Origin of the sequence: Segeticoccus rhizosphaerae (assembly GCF_005222685.1) — a bacterium.
Lineage (GTDB): Bacteria > Actinomycetota > Actinomycetes > Actinomycetales > Dermatophilaceae > Segeticoccus > Segeticoccus rhizosphaerae.
Genome location: NZ_SWMA01000008.1, coordinates 36,944 through 54,144, shown reverse-complemented (window position 1 = coordinate 54,144; position 17,201 = coordinate 36,944). Strand labels below are relative to the sequence as shown.

Here is a 17,201-nt window from a genome sequence, read left to right as displayed (position 1 = left end):
CGACCCGGCGACGCACGCAGCCTCAACGCTCAGCCGGGCACGATCCGCGGAACCGCGGAAAACGCACGCGTCATCACTGCTCAGCCGGGCACGATCCGCGGAACCGCGGACAACGCACGGACAGGGCCGCCCTGAGGGCTCACCGGCGGTCGTCGCGGCCGATCTTGTCCGGGTCCTTGATGTAGGTGGGCCGCCCGTGGAGGGCCCGGTTGGCGAGCCAGGTGAGCGCCCACAGTGCGACGCCGATCACGAAGAGCCATCCCGCGATCTGGTAGTCGGCGGTGTCCCGTCCCGAGAACGGCGTCACCAGGTAGGCGCACAGGATCGCGCCGATGACCGGTATGGCGGTCGGTGCCCTGAAGTGCTGGTGCTCCACCGTGTCCTTGCGCAGCACCAGCACGGCGATGTTGACGACCGTGAAGACGCACAGCAGCAGCAGGGACGTCGTGCCGCCGAGCGCCTCGAGGTCGGCGAAGTAGATCAGCCCGAAGGCCAGTAGCGTCGTGAAGATGATGGCAACCCACGGGGTCCGCCGACCGGCGTGCACCTTGCCGAGCGGCTTCGGCAGGACGTTCTCGTGGGCCATGCCGTAGAGCAGCCGGGAGGCCATCAGCATGTTGATCAACGCCGAGTTGGCCACCGCGAACATCGTGATGAACGCGAAGATCCCGACAGGGAAGGCGGGTGCACCGGCCTGCACGACCTTGAGCAGCGGCGCGTTGCCCTCCCCGAGCTCCTTGACCGGTACGAGCATCACGGAGGAGATCGACACCAGGACGTAGATGACTCCGGTGATGGACAGTCCGATGATCATGATCTTGGGGAAGATCCGCGAGGGCTCCCTGGTCTCCTCCGCCATGTTGACCGAGTCCTCGAAGCCGACCATCGCGAAGAACGCGAGCGCCGTGGCGGCCGTGACGGCGTGGAAGCCGGACTGGCCACCGGGTGTGCTGAAGTCGGTGAGCGGGGCGGGGTCGCCCTTGCCGCCGGCGATGGCCCACACGCCGATCCCGATGATCATCAGCAGGCCGGACAGCTCCACCAGGGTGAGGACCACGTTGGCCTTCACGCTCTCCCCGACCCCGCGGAAGTTCACCGCCGCCACGAGGGCCATGAACGCCAACGCGACGAGCAGGAGCCCGAACCCGCCCTCCGGCAGCTCGATGTGGGTCGCCTTGCCGAAGTTGCCGGCGAACGCCTTGGACGCGCTCGAGGCCGAGGTGAGGCCGGAGCACATCACGGTGAAGCAGACGATGAAGGTGATGAAGTGGATGCCGAACGCCTTGTGCGTATAGACCGCGGCGCCACCGGCCCTCGGGTACTTGGTCACCAGCTCGAGGTAGCTGAACGCGGTGAGCATGGCGACGATGAAGGCACACAGGAAGGGCAGCCAGACGGCACCTCCGACCTCCTGCGCCACCTTGCCGGTCAGGGCGTAGACGCCGGTGCCGAGGATGTCACCGACGATGAACAGCAGCAGCAGACCGGGTCCGATCGCCCGCTTGAGCTCGGGTTGACCCTCGTGCTCGTCCGCGATGGCAGTGCGCGCTGGTTGGTTCATGGCGCACACGGTGACCCGATCGGCGGTGCCTTGTCCACCGCCTAGGGCCTGAAGTCTTGTAAATTCTCGGCATTCGGCCCCTGGGAGCGCGGCCGGCTTGGCGTGCCCGGACTCGCGTCAGGCGTCGATGCGCTCTCGGTCCAACGCACTGGCCGAGTCCACGATGAAGTCCTTGCGCGGCGCCACGTCGCTGCCCATGAGCAGCTCGAAGACCTTCTCGGCCAGCTCCGCGTCCTTGAGGGTCACCCGGCGCAGGGTCCTCTGGCGCGGGTCCATCGTCGTCTCGGCCAGCTGGTCGGCGTCCATCTCGCCGAGGCCCTTGTAGCGCTGCAGCGGCTGCTTGGTCTTCTTCCCGCGTTTGGTGAGGGCGGACACCGTCTTGCGCATCTGCGCCTCGCTGTAGGTGTAGATCAGCTCGTTCTTCTTCCCGCCACCATTCATCACCTCGATGCGGTGCAGCGGCGGCACGGCCGCATAAACCCGGCCGGCCTCGACCAGTGGCCGCATGTAGCGGAAGAACAACGTCAGCAGCAGGGTGCGGATGTGGGCGCCGTCGACGTCGGCGTCGGTCATGATGATGACCTTGCCGTAGCGCGCCATGTCCAGGTCGAAGGACCGGCCCGACCCGGCTCCGACGACCTGGATGATGGCGGCGCACTCGGCGTTCTTGAGCATGTCCCCCACCGAGGCCTTCTGGACGTTGAGGATCTTGCCGCGGATGGGCAGCAGCGCCTGGAAGTCCGACGACCGGGCCAGCTTGGCCGTGCCGAGCGCGCTGTCCCCCTCGACGATGAACAGCTCGGAGCGGTCGACGTCGCTGCTGCGGCAGTCGGCCAGCTTGGCGGGCAGTGACGAGGACTCGAGGGCGTTCTTGCGCCGCTGGGTCTCCTTGTGCAGCCGGGCGCTGATGCGCGACTTCATCTCGGCGACGACCTTCTCGAGCAACAGGCTGGCCTGCGCCTTCGCCCCCCGCTTGGTCGCGGTCAGGTGGGCACCCAGCTCCTTCTCGACCACCTTGGCCACGATCGAGCGCACCGCCGAGGTCCCGAGGACCTCCTTGGTCTGGCCCTCGAACTGCGGCTCCGCCAGCCGCACGGTCACGACCGCGGTGAGGCCAGCGAGGATGTCGTCCTTGTCGACCTTGTCGTTCCCGACCTTGAGGCGCCGCGAGTTGACCTCGAGCTGCTTGCGGAAGACCTTCAGCAACGCCTGGTCGAACCCGGCCAGGTGGGTGCCGCCCTTGGGGGTGGCGATGATGTTGACGAAGGACACCGTCTTGGTCTCGTAGCCGGTGCCCCACCGCACCGCGATGTCGACCTCGCAGTCGCGCTCGACCTCCTTCGGCGACATGTGTCCCTTGTCGTCGAGCACGGGCACCGTCTCGGTGAAGGTGCCGGAGCCCTGCAGCCGCCAGACCTCGGTGACGGCCGGGTCCGGGGCGAGGAACTCGGCGAACTCACTGATGCCCCCGTCGTGCTGGAAGACCTCCTCGGTCGGACCCTCCTCGCCGGGAGTCCCTGCCAGCCCCCGCTCGTCCCGGATGACCAGGGTGAGCCCCGGGATGAGGTATGACGTCTGGCGGGCACGCGCGACCAGCTCGTCGTAGTTGAAGGCGGCCTGCTTGAGGAAGATCTGGCCGTCGGCCCAGTAGCGGACCCGGCACCCGGTGACGCCACGCCGCGCCTTGCCGACGACCCGCAGCTCACTGTTCTTGACGTAGGCCGTGAAGGTCGCCTCCGGGCTTTTGCCCGACCTGGGGTCGTCGAAGACACCCGGCTCACCCCGGCGGAAGCTCATGCCGTAGGTCTTGCCGCCCCGGTCGACCTCCACGTCCAGCCGCGCCGACAGGGCGTTGACCACCGAGGCGCCGACGCCGTGCAGGCCACCGGACGCCGTGTAGGAGCCACCCCCGAACTTCCCACCGGCGTGCAGCTTGGTGAAGACCACCTCGACACCCGTGAGTCCGGTCCTCGGCTCGATGTCGATCGGGATGCCGCGGCCGTTGTCGCGAACCTCGACCGAGCCGTCCGCCAGGAGCACGACCTCGATCCGGTCGCAGTAACCGCCGAGCGCCTCGTCGACGCTGTTGTCGATGATCTCCCACAGGCAGTGCATCAGGCCACGCGAGTCGGTGGACCCGACATACATGCCGGGTCGCTTGCGCACCGCCTCCAGCCCCTCGAGCACCTGCAGGTGGCGAGCGGTGTAGTTGCTGGGGGCGGTCTTGACGGTGCGAGTGGCGGCCACGGAGACAGGACTCCTTCGAGCGGGCGTGCGGAAGTGACGGTTTCGGTTGGGGGCAGGTTAACTCGCCCGCGTTCGCGGGCCCGGCAGGCACGCGGCGGCGACGGCCGGAGGCAGTTGCGCGCTGAGCGAAATCGGCCGTGATTGTGTCCACATGCCGTGCCGTTGGCTCGCGGGAACGAAAGAGCGTGCTTCACTGTTGAAATCAGCGTCAAGCACGATCGACGAGCACCACGACAAGCACAACTGGAGAAGGGACGGACGGGTGCGAGACGGTGGCCAGCACAGGGCAACCGTGACCACCTCGTGTGCGTCCCAGTATGACGTGCCCGAGCAATCGGGTGATACCCCCGCCGGTGGCGCCCAGGCGCCCACGACGACATAAGGATGGCTGACGTGACAACTGCACTGGCACCGACCCTGAGCGCAGCGGACCGCTGCGACCGCTGTGGCGCCCAGGCCTACGTGCGCGCCCGCCTCACCGCAGGCGGCGAGCTGCTGTTCTGCGCGCACCACGGCCGCGAGCACCTTCCCAAGCTGCGCGATCTCGCCCTCGAGATCCAGGACGAGAGCGACCGACTCCACGAGGATCCCTCTCCCACCGCCGCCGTCGACGAGAGCTGATCTGTGCCGGCTCCGGTGACCCTGGTCGCCGGGGCCATGATGCTGGTCGGGCTGGTCGGCATCGCCGTCCCCCTGCTACCCGGCCTGTTGCTGGTCTGGGCCGGCGTGGCCCTGTGGGCGACGGAGGCCCGCATCACCCTCGGATGGGTGGTCCTCGGGTGCGCCACCCTCCTGATCGCGGTCGGCACGCTGGTCAAGTACCTCGTTCCGGGGCGACGGATGCGCCGCGCCGGCGTGCGCACCACCACCACACTCGCCGGCGTCGTGCTGGGCGTGGTCGGGTTCTTCGTGCTCCCGGTCGTCGGCCTCCCGCTCGGCTTTGTGCTGGGGGTCTACCTCGCCGAGAGCGCCCGCCAGCGGTCGCATCCGATTGCGTGGGGTTCCACCAAACAGGCACTGCGCGCGATCGCGCTGAGCGTCGGAATCGAACTGCTCACCGGTCTGGTGGTCGCCGCCGGATGGGGCGTCACGGTCTTCGTCACCCGCTGACTGGAGCTGGCTGCGTCCAGCGTCCCCTTCGGGTCAGGCGGCACGTCTCGGCGCCAGCTCTCGTCCCCTCAGTGCCAGTCCTCGTCCCCTCAGTGCCAGCCCTCGTCGCGGCGGCGGTCCCAGCGGGCCTCGAGCCGCTGCATGAAACTCCCGCGCGAGGGCGGCGCACCCTTCTTGCGACGTCCGGCACTGCCCGGCTTGCGCACGCTCTCGACCTTGCCGTCCTCACCGACCGCCCCGATCCCCGGATGCTTCTCCCCCTTGGTGCGGACGCGTGCCGGCGTGATCGCCAAGCCGGCACCGCCCACCATGACGGCGAAGCCGATGCCACCGAGCCAGGTCTGCTGGCCCATGACTCCGAGGACGACGAGGACCAGGCCGACGACCGCGATCACCACGCCGATGATGATCCGACGTCGCTGCCGAGCCTTGGCGCTCGAACCCACCATGTGGGACGCGAACTTGGGGTCTTCGGCATACAGCGCTTGCTCCATCTGCTCCAGCAGATGTTGCTCGTGCTCAGAGAGCGGCATCTCGACCTCCTGTGCGCGGGCGGCACCTTGGTACCGGCGAGCGGTGGACTGGCCAAATGGAGTTGTGGCTTCTCCTTCGCTCTCCGTTCTCCTCCTAAGGATATGTCGCCCGGGACGGATACGGTAGCCGGGAGTCGCCGCGAGCGCTATCGGTCCATCAACGCGGCCGGCCGCACGCTCCCTGCGCCGAAGCGCGCGCTGGCCCGGTCGACGGCGCGATCGGCCTCCCTCCAGCCGTGTTCCGGCTCGTCCAGCAGCCCCTGGATCGGTGAGCCCGCGGCTTCCCGTAGCCCCTCCATGCGCACCCCGACCAGGCGGATCCGGGCCCGCCGGAGACCGAGCGCGTCGTAGAGGTCACGGGCAACCGCGTAGACCTCCCGGCTGACGTCGGTCGCCTCCCGCACGGTGCGCGAGCGGGTGATCGTCGTGAAGTCCGAGAAGCGCACCTTGAGCTGGATGGTGCGCCCGACCAGGCCGGCGGCCCTGACCCGCGCCGCCGTCCGGTCGCTGAGCCGCAGTAGCTGGCGGTGGATCACCGCGGGGTCGTCCACGTCGTGGTCGAACGTCTCGTCCGAGCCGATACTGCGTTCGCGCCGGGCCGGGACCACCGGGCGTGGATCCCGGCCCCAGGCAAGCTCGTGCAGGTGCGGCCCGGCCGCGTCACCCAGCGCGCGGCGCAGGGTCTCCACCGGGGTGTGGGCGAGATCGGCGACGGTGTGCAGCCCGAGCCGAGCCAGCGTTTCCTCGGTGCGGTCGCCCACGCCCCAGATCGCTCCGACCGGGAGCTGGTGCAGCAGGTCGACCGCCTCGTCCTCGGGGACGATGAGCAGCCCGTCGGGCTTGGCGAGGCCGGAGGCCAGCTTGGCGAGGAACTTGGTCGGTGCCACGCCGACCGAGCAGGTGATCCCCTGCTCGTCGGCGACCGTGTCGCGGATCCTGGCCGCGATCTCGCCCGGCCGCCCGAGCCGACGGCGAGAGCCCGAGACGTCGAGGAACGCCTCGTCCGCCGAGAGTGGCTCGACGACAGGGGTGATGCTGGTGAAGTAGGCCATCACCGCGTCGGAGATGCGCTGGTAGAGCCGGTGGTCCGGGGCGAGCACGGTGGCCTGCGGGCACAGCCGCCGGGCTCGCGTCATCGGCATCGCCGCGTGCACCCCGAAGCTCCTGGCCTCGTAGGTGGCGGACAGGACGACGCCCCGGTTGCCTCCGCCGATGATGACCGGAGTCCCTCGCAGCTCCGGCCGGTGCAGCAGGGAGGCCGAGGCGTAGAAGGCGTCCATGTCGACGTGCAGGATCGGGCAGCGGCTGTCGTCGGGTGCCGCACGTCCCCCGTATGCCGTGCGCTCCGGTGCGTCGAACGCTCGCCTGCTCATGCTGGTGATCTACCTCGCTCGTCGCTCATGCTCATGGTCGCGCTCCTCGGCGCTCCGGGCCTCGCTCCGCTCGTTTCCTCACGCTGTCGTCGCCGCTCAATCAGCCCCCCGCGCTGCCCGGGCTGGAGTGCCACAGCTTGCGTGGCGGCGCACCATTGCCATTGCCTGTCGCCCCGGGTCGGTCCTGCACCAGCCGGCCGTTCCTGGTCTCCGGCCCGGCGGGCCGGACATCCGCGTAGGGCGACTGCTTGAAACCGGAGGCGTGGACCAGCACCCGGTGTCCGGAGGGCTCGGTCATCGCCCTCTCCTGCGCTTCGGCCAGGCCCCGCGCCCGGGCATCGGCCTCGGCCAGCGCCGCCTGCGCCGCCTCGAGCCCGCCCCGGCACCAGGCATCCCAGAGCCCCGACAGCTCCCAGGCCCCGGTGGCCCGCAGCGAGACCCCCTTCGGCCCGGTCCGGCGCAGGACGCCGCGCACGAGGAGCATCCAGGAGTGGAAGACCGTGGCGGCATAGGGGCCCTGCGCGTCCTCGAAGAAGGTGGCGTCGATCGGGCCGGTGCCGTCATCGAGGGTCAGGAAGACCACCCGGCGGCCTGAGCGGATCGGTGGGGTCTGGGTGGCGACCTTGACGCCGGCGACCAGCAGCTCGGCCCTGTTGCGCTGTTGCAGCAACCGTGACGAAGAGGTCGCCCCCAACGCGTCGAGCAGGGGCGCGTAGCAGTCGATCACGTGGGCACTGACGTCGAGGCCGAGGACGTCCAGCTCGGCGCGGACCCGTTCGGCTGCGGTCATCTCCGGCAGTCCCGAACCGGCGACGAGCTCGGGGGCATCGCCGAGGTCGAGCATCAGCTGGGCCGGTCCGGCCTGGCGGCGTGCGCTCGGGCGCCGCCCCCGCGCCTGCCCGGCCGCGCGCTCGGCCACCCTTTGTCCTGCCTGACCGGGGCCCCCGCCTCCGGTCATCGGGCGGCTGCTCGTCGCGGCCACCCCCGCGGCACTGCCGCGACGCGCCATCGATCGGGACCACCGGTCGAGCTCGGTGACGTGCAGCAGCAGGTCGCGTCGGGTGATCCGCCCGCGGCGACCGAGCGCCGCGCCCCCGTCGCCCCCGAGCCCGTAGACCGAGTCGAACCCCCCGGCGAGCACCAGCCGCTCGACCACGGGACGCGACACCCGGGCCCGCTGCCAGAAATCGGCCAGGGAGGCGTAGGGCGCCCCGGCCACGATGCGCGTCACCTCGTCCTCGTGGATCCCCTTGACGTCGGACAGGGACAGCCGGATGCCGTAGCCCCGCGCGTGACCTGCGTGGCCCGTCATACCCCTGCGTGTGGGCGCCTTCGCCTCGGCCCCCTCCGCGTCGCCGTCCGTCCGTCCGTCCCGCCCCACCGGCTCCACCCGGTAGGTGGCGCCGGACCGGTTGACGTCCAGCCCCAGCACCGCGACCCCGGTGTTTCGCGCGTCGTCGAGGATGAGCCGCTTGGGGTACATGCCCGGGTCGTGGGTGAGCACCCCGGCGAGGAACGCCGCCGGGTGGTGCGCCTTGAGCCAGGCCGACTGGTAGGTCGGCAGCGCGAAGGCCGCCGCGTGGGCCTTGCAGAAGCCGAACGAGGCGAAGGCGGCCAGCACCTCCCAGATCCGGTCGACGTCGGCCGGTTCGTAGCCGCGCGCCGCCGCGGCGGGTCGCCACCAGGCCTCGACCTCCTCCTGCCCGGCCGGGGACCCGAGGGCACGGCGCACCTCGTCGGCCTCGGCCAGGCTGACTCCGGTGGTCTCGGCCACCAGCTGCAGCACCTGCTCGTGGAAGACCACGACGCCGCAGGTGCTGCGCAGCGCGGGCTCCAGGGTCGGGTGGAGGTACTCGGGCGGTCGCCAGCCCTGCCGGGCGAGCAGGAAGGGCGTGACCATGTCGGACTTGACCGGCCCCGGCCGGAACAGCGAGATGTCGATGATGAGGTCCTCGAAGGTCTCCGGCGCGAACTTGCCGATCAGCTCCCGCTGCCCCGGCGACTCGATCTGGAAGCAGCCGAGCGTGCGGGTGGACCGGATCAGCTCGAAGGTCTGCTCGTCGTCGAGCGGCACCTGCTCACGGTCGTCGAGGTCGATGGTGATGCCGTCGACCCGGGCGACCTCGTCGACCGCGTGCGCCATCGACGACTGCATCCGGATGCCGAGCACGTCCAGCTTGAGCAGGCCGAGCGTCTCCACGTCGTCCTTGTCGAACTGGCTCATGGGGAAGCCCAGCCAGCTGGCCTCCACCGGCGTCCGGTCGAGCAGCCCTCGATTGGACAGGACCACGCCGCACGGGTGCAGGGCCACGTGCCGGGGCAGCCCGTCCAGACGCTCGACCAGCTCGAAGAGCAGCTTCAGCCGGGGCGCGTCCAGGCCCCTGGAGCGCAGCTCGGGCAGCTCGCGGACGGCCGCGCGGGCGTCCCGGGCGCGGATGTGGGGAAAGGCCTTGGCGAGCGCGTCGGTCTCGGCGGGCGGCAACCCCAGCGTCGCCGCCACGTCGCGGATGGCGTGCCGGACCCGGTAGGTGTCCATCATCGAGACACAGGTGACCCGATCGCCCCCGAACCGCTCGAGGATGCGTTCGTAGACCTCGGTGCGGCGAGCCGACTCGACATCGACGTCGATGTCCGGCAGCTGGGCGCGCATGGGGGTGCAGAACCGCTCCATCAGCAGGTCGTGGCGCAGCGGTTCGACCCCACTGATGCCGAGCAGGTAGTTGACCAGGCTGCCGGCTCCCGAGCCCCGCGCGGCCACCCGGACCCCCATGTCGCGGATCAGGTCGCACACGGCGGCCACCGTCATGAAGTATGTCGGGTAGCCCAACGCGGCGATCGTGCGCAGCTCGTCCTCGAGCCGGCTCTCCACGGCCCGCCGCTCGCGCTCACCCGCCCCGGCGTAACGGCCGGCGATCGCGGCGCGGCAGCGAGCGGCCAGCACCGCCTGGGCGTCGTCGCCCGGCGTCAACCCGAGCACCGAGCCCTCGGGCAGGTGCACCGACCCGATGCCGAGGTCGGTGCGGGCGTCCTGCCGGCACTCGCCGGCCAGGGCCACCGTCGCCTCCACCAGAGCCGAGGCACGAGCCACGGCATCACCGCAACCTCCCGTCCCGCTGGACGGGCCCAAAGCCTCCGCCACCTCCTTCGCCACCTCCAGCATCCGGGCGGTCTCCGCCAGGTGGCCGGCGGTGGTGACCCGGTCGAGGTGTCGCGTGTCCAGGGGCACCATCCGCCGCGCGGCGTCGAGCACGTCCACGGTCATCGCGTCGGCCGGTTCGACGTGCCGGACGGCGGCGGTGAGCACCGCCGGGACCCCCGACTCGAGGGCGAGCCCCCACAGCCGGGCGGCGTGACCGCGGCTTCCCGGGCTTCCCGGCGGCCCGCCGTGGCAGACGACCTCGATGGCCAACCCGTCGCGGGGCAGGCGCTCCTGCCAGCGCCGCAGCAGCTCCCGGGCCCGCACGAGGTCGCGGCGCAGGACGGCTCGTCCCACGTCGGAGCCGGGGCCGAGCAGGACCACGAGAGCGGCGCCGGGGTCGTCGCCGACGGAGGGGTTCTGGGGATCGCCGGACCGGTCGACCCGCGACCAGGTCGCGATCAGCTCGGGGGTGCTGACCGGAGTGCCGCGCTCGCCGCGCAGGTGCGTCTCGGTCACCAGCCGGCACAACCGGGCCCAGCCGAGACCGGGCGCCACCCCCGCCGCCTGCCCCCGGGCGAGCACGGTCACCCGGGGATGCCGGTCGTCGACCACCGCACCGCCCTTGACCGGGTGGACCCGCACCCGCCGCCCGGACGAAGAAACGCTCAGCAGCCCGGCACCCGCTGTGGGATCTTCCACGGCGAGGTCGACCCCGAGGACCGGGTCGATCCCCGCCTGCGTGCAGGCCTGGACGAACCGCACTGCACCGTAGAGCCCGTCGCGGTCGGTCAGGCCGAGGGCGGGCTGACCGAGATCGGCGGCCCGCTGCACCAGCGCGGCGGGGGTCGAGGCGCCGTAACGCAGAGAGAACCCGGACGCGACGTGCAGGTGGGCGAAGGACTCACTCACCGGGCTCCTGCCAGGTTGTCGCAGCGGCGTGCTCGGACGCCGTGGGGGTCATGAACTGCGGCAGCGGCGCACTGATCGGCAGACCGAGGTGCGCCTGGACGAGCTCGAGGAAGATCTCGGCCTGCCGCAGCAGGTCGTCGGCCTCGCGGCTGCTCGCGGTGGCCGAGCCCCGCTCGAGGGCCGCTCGCCGCCGGCCGGACCCGGCAAAGAAGGCTGCCCACTCCCCCAGGTCGGAGGCGACGGTGGGCAACACCTCCCACACACTGCGCGGCCTGGAGCGGGCGACCGGCTTGCTCCGGGCCGCGAGCAGGGCCGCGGCGGCCCGCAACGCAGCCAGGTGCGCATCGACGTAGCGCTCACCCGCGCTGCCGGCCCCACAGGCCGCCAGCAACGTCGTCCGCGAGCGTTCCAGCAGTTCGAGCACGGTGTCCGCGACCGGGGCCTGCGGTGCCGCGGCGGTGGAGTGGATGGTGGTCACGTCGTCTCCCTTGGTCTGTGGCGATGGCTGGTGCGGTCGGCTGGTTGCGGTCGGTCGGTTGCGGACGGTTGGTCGCCGACGGACCGCGTGCGCGTGGTCGGTGCGGTCTCGGCGGGGCCGGTGCGGTGCAGACCGGTCAGTCCGCGACGCGGACCAGGCGCCAGGCCTGGTCTCGGTCACCTCCGGCCAGGTCGTAGACCCCGCTGCCTCGGTGGCGTCCGGCACTGGCCACGACCCGCCAGATCTCCTGCTCGAGGTCGTCCGGCCCGGGCACGCCATCGCCGGTCGTGTCCTCACTGGAGCCGGCGTCGAACCCGGACCGGTCCAGCGCGTCCCGCCACCACGCCCGGCGCTCACGCCAGTGGTCGAGCACCTCCCGGACGACGTAGAGCCGTCCCCGCCAGAGGAAGGCCGAGGGAGCGGCGGCCAGAACAGTGCTGCCCGTGCTGCCAGTACTGCCCGTGCTGCCAGTGCTGCTGACGTCTGACCGGGACTGCACCTCGACCGGCTCGTGGTAACGACGCACCATGACCACTCCTCCGCGGGCCTCGCCGCCCGGCAGGGCGGCGGACGGGGTCGAGGCGCCCGCCGCCACACCGGACGAACCAACTATCTCGAACGTTTGTTCGATACGGACGAATGTACCCCACTGCGCCGACAGCCCGTCAAGTCCCTGTGGAGAACCTCGGACGCGGCCGTCACACCGCGACGCCCGCACGTCCCGGACCGGCCCAGCGCCGTCCAGATGGCGAGTCTCGGGGGCAAACGGACCGGGTCATGGCTACCGTTTCGTCATGACCGAAGCCTCAGGGTTCGAGGTGCGTGACAGCCCCTCCGTGCTCCGCGTCGTCCAGGTCCTGCAGGAGCAACGGGTCCGGGGTGCGGTGACCATCCTCGACGAGCACGCCCGCACCGCGCGCCTGGCCGCCGACCAGCTCGGCATCGACATCGGCCAGATCGCCAACTCGCTGATCTTCCGGGCGCACCTCGAGGACGGCGAGGTCGCTCCCCTGCTCGTCCTCGCCTCGGGCGCCCACCGGGTCGACATCGTCCAGGTCGCCGACACGCTCGGTCTCGACGAGATCAGCAAGGCGGACGCCGCCTTCGTCCGCGAGCACACCGGGTTCGCCATCGGCGGGGTGCCGCCCATCGCACACCGCACGCCACCGCTCACGGTCGTCGACATCGCCCTGAGCCGCTACCGCCAGGTGTGGGCGGCCGCAGGTCATCCCCGGGCCGTGTTCCCCACGTCGTACAACGAGCTGCTCCGCCTCACCGGTGGGCAGTCGGCAGAGGTCGCCTGAGCACCCGAGCCGCCGCCTGGTCACCGGTCCGCAGCCCGGGCAACGGGTCCGACTGGGCACCTCGGTCCGCCGGCTGAGACTCTGCGGATGCCGACGCGGCCGAAATCCGCCACCATGGGACCGCACCGCACCACACGGTGGGGTGGCGTGTGTGCGCCGGCACGGGAACGGCAGGGGTCCTGGGAGGGGAGGACCCGTGCCGGTCCCGCGCCGTGCCGTGCCGTGCCGACGTCACGCCAGCCAGGCCAGCCAGGCCTGCCGGTGTGGACCGGCTACTGCTTCTCGCGGACTCCCGACTCCACGCGGTCGCCGAGGTCCTGGTCCACGTTGCGCCAGTACTCGAAGGCCCGAACCAGCACCGGCTCGCTGACCCCGTCCAACAGGTGCCCGACGATGTTGCCGACGAGCCGTTCGCGCGCCGCGTCGTCCAGCACCTCGCGGACCAGCGTGCCCGGTTGGCCGAAGTCGTCGTCCTCGGCGTGCAGCGTGTATGCCGACCGCACCAGGTCCCCGTCGGTGCGCCATCCGGCCGGCTCACCGAAGCGCGCGGTGTCGGCGCTCGGACCGCCCTTGGAGTTGGGCGCGTAGACCGGGTCGGACACGGGGTGGTAGCGCATCGCCCCGTCCTTGGAGTAGGACCGGACCGGGGCGTGCCGCGGGTAGTTCACCGGCAGCTCACGGTAGTTGGGACCGATCCGGTAACGGTGCGCATCGGCATACGAGAACAGTCGGCCGAGCAGCATCTTGTCCGGGCTGGGGCCGATCCCGGGCACCATGTTGTTCGGCTCGAACGCGGCCTGCTCGATCTGCGCGTGGTAGTCGGTCGGGTTCTCGTCCAACGTCATCCGGCCCACCTCGATCAGCGGGTAGTCCTGGTGCGAGATCGTCTTGGTCAGGTCGAACGGGTTGAACCGGTAGGTCGCCGCCTCCTCGAACGGCATGATCTGCATGTGCAGCGTCCAGCTCGGGTGCTCGCCGCGTTCGATCGCCTGGTAGAGGTCACGCGTGTGGTAGTCGCCGTCCTCGCCGGCGAGCCGGTCCGCCTCCTCCTGCGTCAGGAAGTCGACGCCCTGGTCGGTCTTGAAGTGGTAGCGCACCCAGAACCGCTCACCCTCGGCGTTGACCCACATGTAGGTGTGGCTCGAGTAGCCGTTCATGTGCCGCCAGCTGCGAGGGATGCCACGGTCCCCCATCAACCAGGTGACCTGGTGGGCCGACTCGGGCGAGAGGGTCCAGAAGTCCCACTGCATGTCGTGGTCGCGCAGGTTGGTGTCCGCCCGTCGCTTCTGGGACCGGATGAAGTGCTGGAACTTGAGCGGGTCCCGTATGAAGAAGACCGGCGTGTTGTTGCCGACCATGTCGTAGTTGCCCTGCTCGGTGTAGAACTTCAGGGCGAACCCGCGCGGGTCGCGCCACGTGTCAGGGCTCCCTCTCTCGCCGGCCACGGTGGAGAACCGGGCGACCATCTCCGTCCTTCTGCCCTGCTGGAAGACGTCGGCCTTCGTGTAGGCGCTGACGTCGCCGGTCACCTCGAAGTGGCCGAAGGCGCCCCCACCCTTCGCGTGGGGCTGCCGCTCGGGCACCCGCTCCCGGTTGAACTGGGCCATCTGCTCGATCAGGTAGGCGTCCTGCAGCAGGATCGGCCCGTCGGGACCGACGGTCAGCGAGTGCTCGTCGCTCTCGACCGGGATCCCGGCATCGGTGGTGGTGTAGTTGTCGGACATGTCGCTCCTCAGGTGGAGACCGGAACACCTCCACCGCACCACCCGTCCTGGGGCCAGTCAAGAGATGCGGTCCGAGGCCCCCGGCCCGCGGGCGGGAGCCGCGCCCCGGCCACCGCGCTGAGCCGGATGCCGACATGCTCGGACAGCGGTCACGAAGGGACCGACAGGTCCGACGGGTCGGTGTTGCCGCCGCAGACCACGACACCCACCCGCTCCCCCGGCTGTGGCGCGTAGGCACCGCCCGACAGCGCAGCCACGGCCGTCGCGCCGCCGTGCTCGGCCGCGAGACGCAACCGGTCCCACAGGCGTTGGCGCGCTTCGATGATCGCCGTGTCGCTCACGAGGACGCTCGTCACGCCGGCCCCCGACAGGATGCCAAACGCGATCTCGCCGATCCGCTTTGCCCCCAACGAATCCGAGGCGACGCCCGAGACCTCGACGTCCACGGGCTCGCCGGCCTCGAGGGCCGCGTGCAGCGTCGGGATGGACTCAGGCTCGACCGCCACCACCCGGGCCCGGCCACCGAGCGCCGCCGCCACACCGGCCGACAACCCACCACCGCCGACCGCCACCAGCACGGTGTCGAGGTCCGGCACCTGCTCGAGCAGCTCGGACCCGACCGTGCCTTGTCCTGCCACGACATCCGGCTGGTCGTAGGCGTGCACGAAGAGGGCGCCCGACTGCCGTGCGCGAGCCGCGCACGCGGCATACGCATCGGCATACAGGGCTCCGGTGACGGTCACCTCGGCACCGGTGGCCCGGATGCCCTCGACCTTGACCCGGCTGGCGGCGTCGGGGACGAAGACCTCGGCCGGTATGCCGAGCTGTCGCGCCGCGTGCGCGACGGCCAGTCCGTGGTTGCCGCCGGAGGCCGCGATCACGCCGCTCCCCGGCAGCTCCCCCTGCTCCTGCGCCGCCAGGATGCGGTTGAAGGCACCGCGCGCCTTGAACGAGCCGGTGTGCTGCAGCAGCTCGAGCTTGAGCACCACCGGTTCGCCGACGCCGAAGGCGCCGCCCTCCACCTCGATCACCGGGGTGCGTCGGACGTGTCCGGCAACGCGGGAGCGGGCGGCGGGGACGTCGATCGGTGCGGTCACCCGACCCACCGTATCGGCCAGCGTTGAGCGCACACCGTCACCTATGGTGACCCCCATGGCCCGCTACTTCGACGTGCACCCGGACAACCCCCAGCCACGGGTCATCGCCAAGACCGTGGACCTGATCCGGTCCGGTGGGCTGATCGCCTACCCCACCGACTCCTGCTTCGCGCTGGGCTGTGCCCTCGGCAACCGCGACGGGCTGGAGCGCATCCGGACGATCCGCAAGCTCGACAGCAAGCACCACTTCACCCTCATGTGCCGCGACTTCAGCCAGCTCGGTCAGTTCGTCCAGATCGACAACCAGGTCTTCCGCAAGATCAAGGCGACGACGCCAGGGCAGTACACCTTCATCCTGCCCGCCCTCAAGGAGGTCCCCCGGCGGATGCTCCACCCGAAGAAGAAGACGGTCGGAGTGCGGATCCCTTCGCACCGCGTCGTCCTCGCGCTGCTGGCCGGGCTCGGCGAACCGCTGCTGTCCAGCACGCTGCTGCTGCCGGGAGAGGACGAGCCGATGACGCAGGGGTGGGAGATCAAGGAGACCCTGGACCACCAGGTCGACGCGGTGCTCGACTCCGGCGACACCGGGGCCGAGCCGACCACGGTGGTGGACTTCTCGGGTGGTTTCCCGGAGATCGTCCGGCTCGGTGCCGGCGACCCTGCGCCGTTCGAGTGATCCGGGCGCGCTCCCGCCGAGCCCGTCGAGCCGTGCTGGCAAACATCGCCGAGAACCCGGTGCGCCGGCCGCTCATCCCACCTTTGCCAGCGTGGCGCGACGACGGTCAGGCGTGATGCGGCCCCGCGGCTTCCGGGACCAGGTTGGTGTAGACCTCGAGCGTCGCGGTGGAGCGGTTCATCGTGTAGAAGTGCAGGCCGGGCGCGCCCTCGTCACGCAACCGGGAGGCGAGCTCGGTCGCGATATCGACGCCGACCGCGCGCAGGGCCACCCGGTCCTCCGCCACGGGCTCGAGTCGGCGGATGACGTTCTCGGGCAACGGGGTCCCGGACAGCTCGGCCATCCGGGTGATCTGGCTGAAGTTCGTCACCGGCATGAGCCCCGGGATGATCGGCATGGTGCGGCCGCTCGCGTCGACCCGATCGCGCAACCGCAGGTAGGTGTCGGGGTCGAAGACGAACTGCGTCACGGCGAACTCGGCTCCCGCATCAGCCTTGCGCACCAGCACCTCGGCGTCGTGCTCGAGGCTCGGCGACTCGGGGTGCCGGTCGGGGAACGCCGCCACCCCGACGGTGAACGTGCCGAGGCCGCGCACCAGGGAGACCAGCCCGTCGGCGTGGTCGAGGCCCCCCGGGTGCGGCGTCCACGGGGTGCCCAGACCGCCCGCCGGGTCCCCGCGCAGGGCGAGGATGTTACGGATGCCGGCCCCGGCATACTCGCCGACGACCTGCCGCAGCTCTGCCACGGAACTGCCCACGCAGGTCAGGTGCGCCATCGCGGTGAGGGTCGTCTCGCGGGCGATCCGCCCGGTGATGCGCACGGTGCGGTCGCGGGTCGTGCCACCGGCGCCATAGGTTACCGACACGAAAGTCGGGTGCAGCCGCTCGAGCCGGCGGATCGACTCCCACAGCGCCACCTCGGCGTCGTCGGTCTTGGGAGGGAAGAACTCGAAACTGTAGGACGTGCCCTCCCCCGCGAGCATCTGCGGGATGGACCGCATCGCGTTCGCTGCCTTCGGCATGGTCGATGCGGTTCCGTGGGCCATACCCG

Annotated in this window: 14 protein-coding genes; 4 read left to right on the top strand and 10 right to left on the bottom strand. The window is 70.9% G+C overall.

The window, feature by feature from the left end; genetic code table 11:
• Window positions 1-139: 139 nt before the first annotated feature.
• Together FCN22_RS08205 and FCN22_RS08200 are read right to left on the bottom strand one after the other, a co-directional pair.
• Entirely contained in the window at window positions 140-1,561 is a 1,422-nt protein-coding gene (locus FCN22_RS08205; protein ID WP_137121062.1) for an APC family permease, read from the bottom strand.
• A gap of 117 nt (window positions 1,562-1,678) precedes the next feature.
• On the bottom strand, window positions 1,679-3,808 hold the full coding sequence (locus tag FCN22_RS08200) for a DNA gyrase/topoisomerase IV subunit B (RefSeq protein WP_137121061.1): 2,130 nt from the start codon (window positions 3,806-3,808) through the stop codon (window positions 1,679-1,681).
• A 393-nt stretch (window positions 3,809-4,201) separates the two neighbouring features.
• Here FCN22_RS08200 and FCN22_RS08195 point away from each other — a divergent pair, with 393 nt between their 5' ends.
• Window positions 4,202-4,429, top strand: a complete 228-nt coding sequence (locus tag FCN22_RS08195) for a DUF7455 domain-containing protein (protein WP_137121060.1) — start codon at window positions 4,202-4,204, stop codon at window positions 4,427-4,429.
• A 3-nt stretch (window positions 4,430-4,432) separates the two neighbouring features.
• Window positions 4,433-4,918, top strand: a complete 486-nt coding sequence (locus FCN22_RS08190; RefSeq protein WP_238384600.1) for a DUF456 domain-containing protein — start codon at window positions 4,433-4,435, stop codon at window positions 4,916-4,918.
• A gap of 89 nt (window positions 4,919-5,007) precedes the next feature.
• On the opposite strand, the gene FCN22_RS08185 is transcribed toward FCN22_RS08190, so the two are convergent.
• The 5 genes from FCN22_RS08185 to FCN22_RS08165 form a co-directional block, all read right to left on the bottom strand.
• A complete protein-coding gene (locus FCN22_RS08185) occupies window positions 5,008-5,451 on the bottom strand; it encodes an SCO2097 family morphological protein (RefSeq protein ID WP_137121059.1) in 444 nt (147 codons plus the stop codon).
• Between the two features lie 146 nt (window positions 5,452-5,597).
• The gene (gene dinB / locus FCN22_RS08180; RefSeq protein ID WP_137121058.1) at window positions 5,598-6,824 is read right to left on the bottom strand and encodes a DNA polymerase IV; all 1,227 of its coding nucleotides are present in this window, start codon (window positions 6,822-6,824) and stop codon (window positions 5,598-5,600) included.
• A 100-nt stretch (window positions 6,825-6,924) separates the two neighbouring features.
• Entirely contained in the window at window positions 6,925-10,872 is a 3,948-nt protein-coding gene (locus tag FCN22_RS08175; protein WP_137121057.1) for a DNA polymerase III subunit alpha, read from the bottom strand.
• Window positions 10,865-11,350: an SAV_6107 family HEPN domain-containing protein gene (locus FCN22_RS08170; protein WP_238384599.1), complete on the bottom strand. Its 486-nt coding sequence runs from the start codon at window positions 11,348-11,350 to the stop codon at window positions 10,865-10,867. Before FCN22_RS08170 ends, FCN22_RS08175 begins: the two co-directional genes overlap by 8 nt.
• A 136-nt stretch (window positions 11,351-11,486) precedes the next feature.
• On the bottom strand, window positions 11,487-11,879 hold the full coding sequence (locus tag FCN22_RS08165) for a DUF6504 family protein (protein WP_238384598.1): 393 nt from the start codon (window positions 11,877-11,879) through the stop codon (window positions 11,487-11,489).
• A 265-nt stretch (window positions 11,880-12,144) separates the two neighbouring features.
• Here FCN22_RS08165 and FCN22_RS08160 point away from each other — a divergent pair, with 265 nt between their 5' ends.
• A complete protein-coding gene (locus FCN22_RS08160; RefSeq protein ID WP_137121056.1) occupies window positions 12,145-12,654 on the top strand; it encodes a YbaK/EbsC family protein in 510 nt (169 codons plus the stop codon).
• Window positions 12,655-12,926: 272 nt separating this feature from the next.
• Here the strand turns inward: FCN22_RS08160 and FCN22_RS08155 are convergent, their stop codons facing one another.
• Window positions 12,927-14,378 (bottom strand): catalase, encoded by a 1,452-nt coding sequence (locus FCN22_RS08155; protein ID WP_137121055.1) that lies wholly within the window; start codon window positions 14,376-14,378, stop codon window positions 12,927-12,929.
• A 149-nt stretch (window positions 14,379-14,527) separates the two neighbouring features.
• Window positions 14,528-15,475: a threonine/serine dehydratase gene (locus FCN22_RS08150; RefSeq protein WP_238384597.1), complete on the bottom strand. Its 948-nt coding sequence runs from the start codon at window positions 15,473-15,475 to the stop codon at window positions 14,528-14,530.
• 55 nt (window positions 15,476-15,530) lie between these two features.
• Here FCN22_RS08150 and FCN22_RS08145 point away from each other — a divergent pair, with 55 nt between their 5' ends.
• On the top strand, window positions 15,531-16,151 hold the full coding sequence (locus tag FCN22_RS08145; RefSeq protein ID WP_137121053.1) for an L-threonylcarbamoyladenylate synthase: 621 nt from the start codon (window positions 15,531-15,533) through the stop codon (window positions 16,149-16,151).
• A gap of 106 nt (window positions 16,152-16,257) precedes the next feature.
• Here the strand turns inward: FCN22_RS08145 and metF are convergent, their stop codons facing one another.
• On the bottom strand, window positions 16,258-17,196 hold the full coding sequence (metF, locus tag FCN22_RS08140) for a methylenetetrahydrofolate reductase [NAD(P)H] (RefSeq protein ID WP_137121052.1): 939 nt from the start codon (window positions 17,194-17,196) through the stop codon (window positions 16,258-16,260).
• Window positions 17,197-17,201 lie beyond the last annotated feature (5 nt).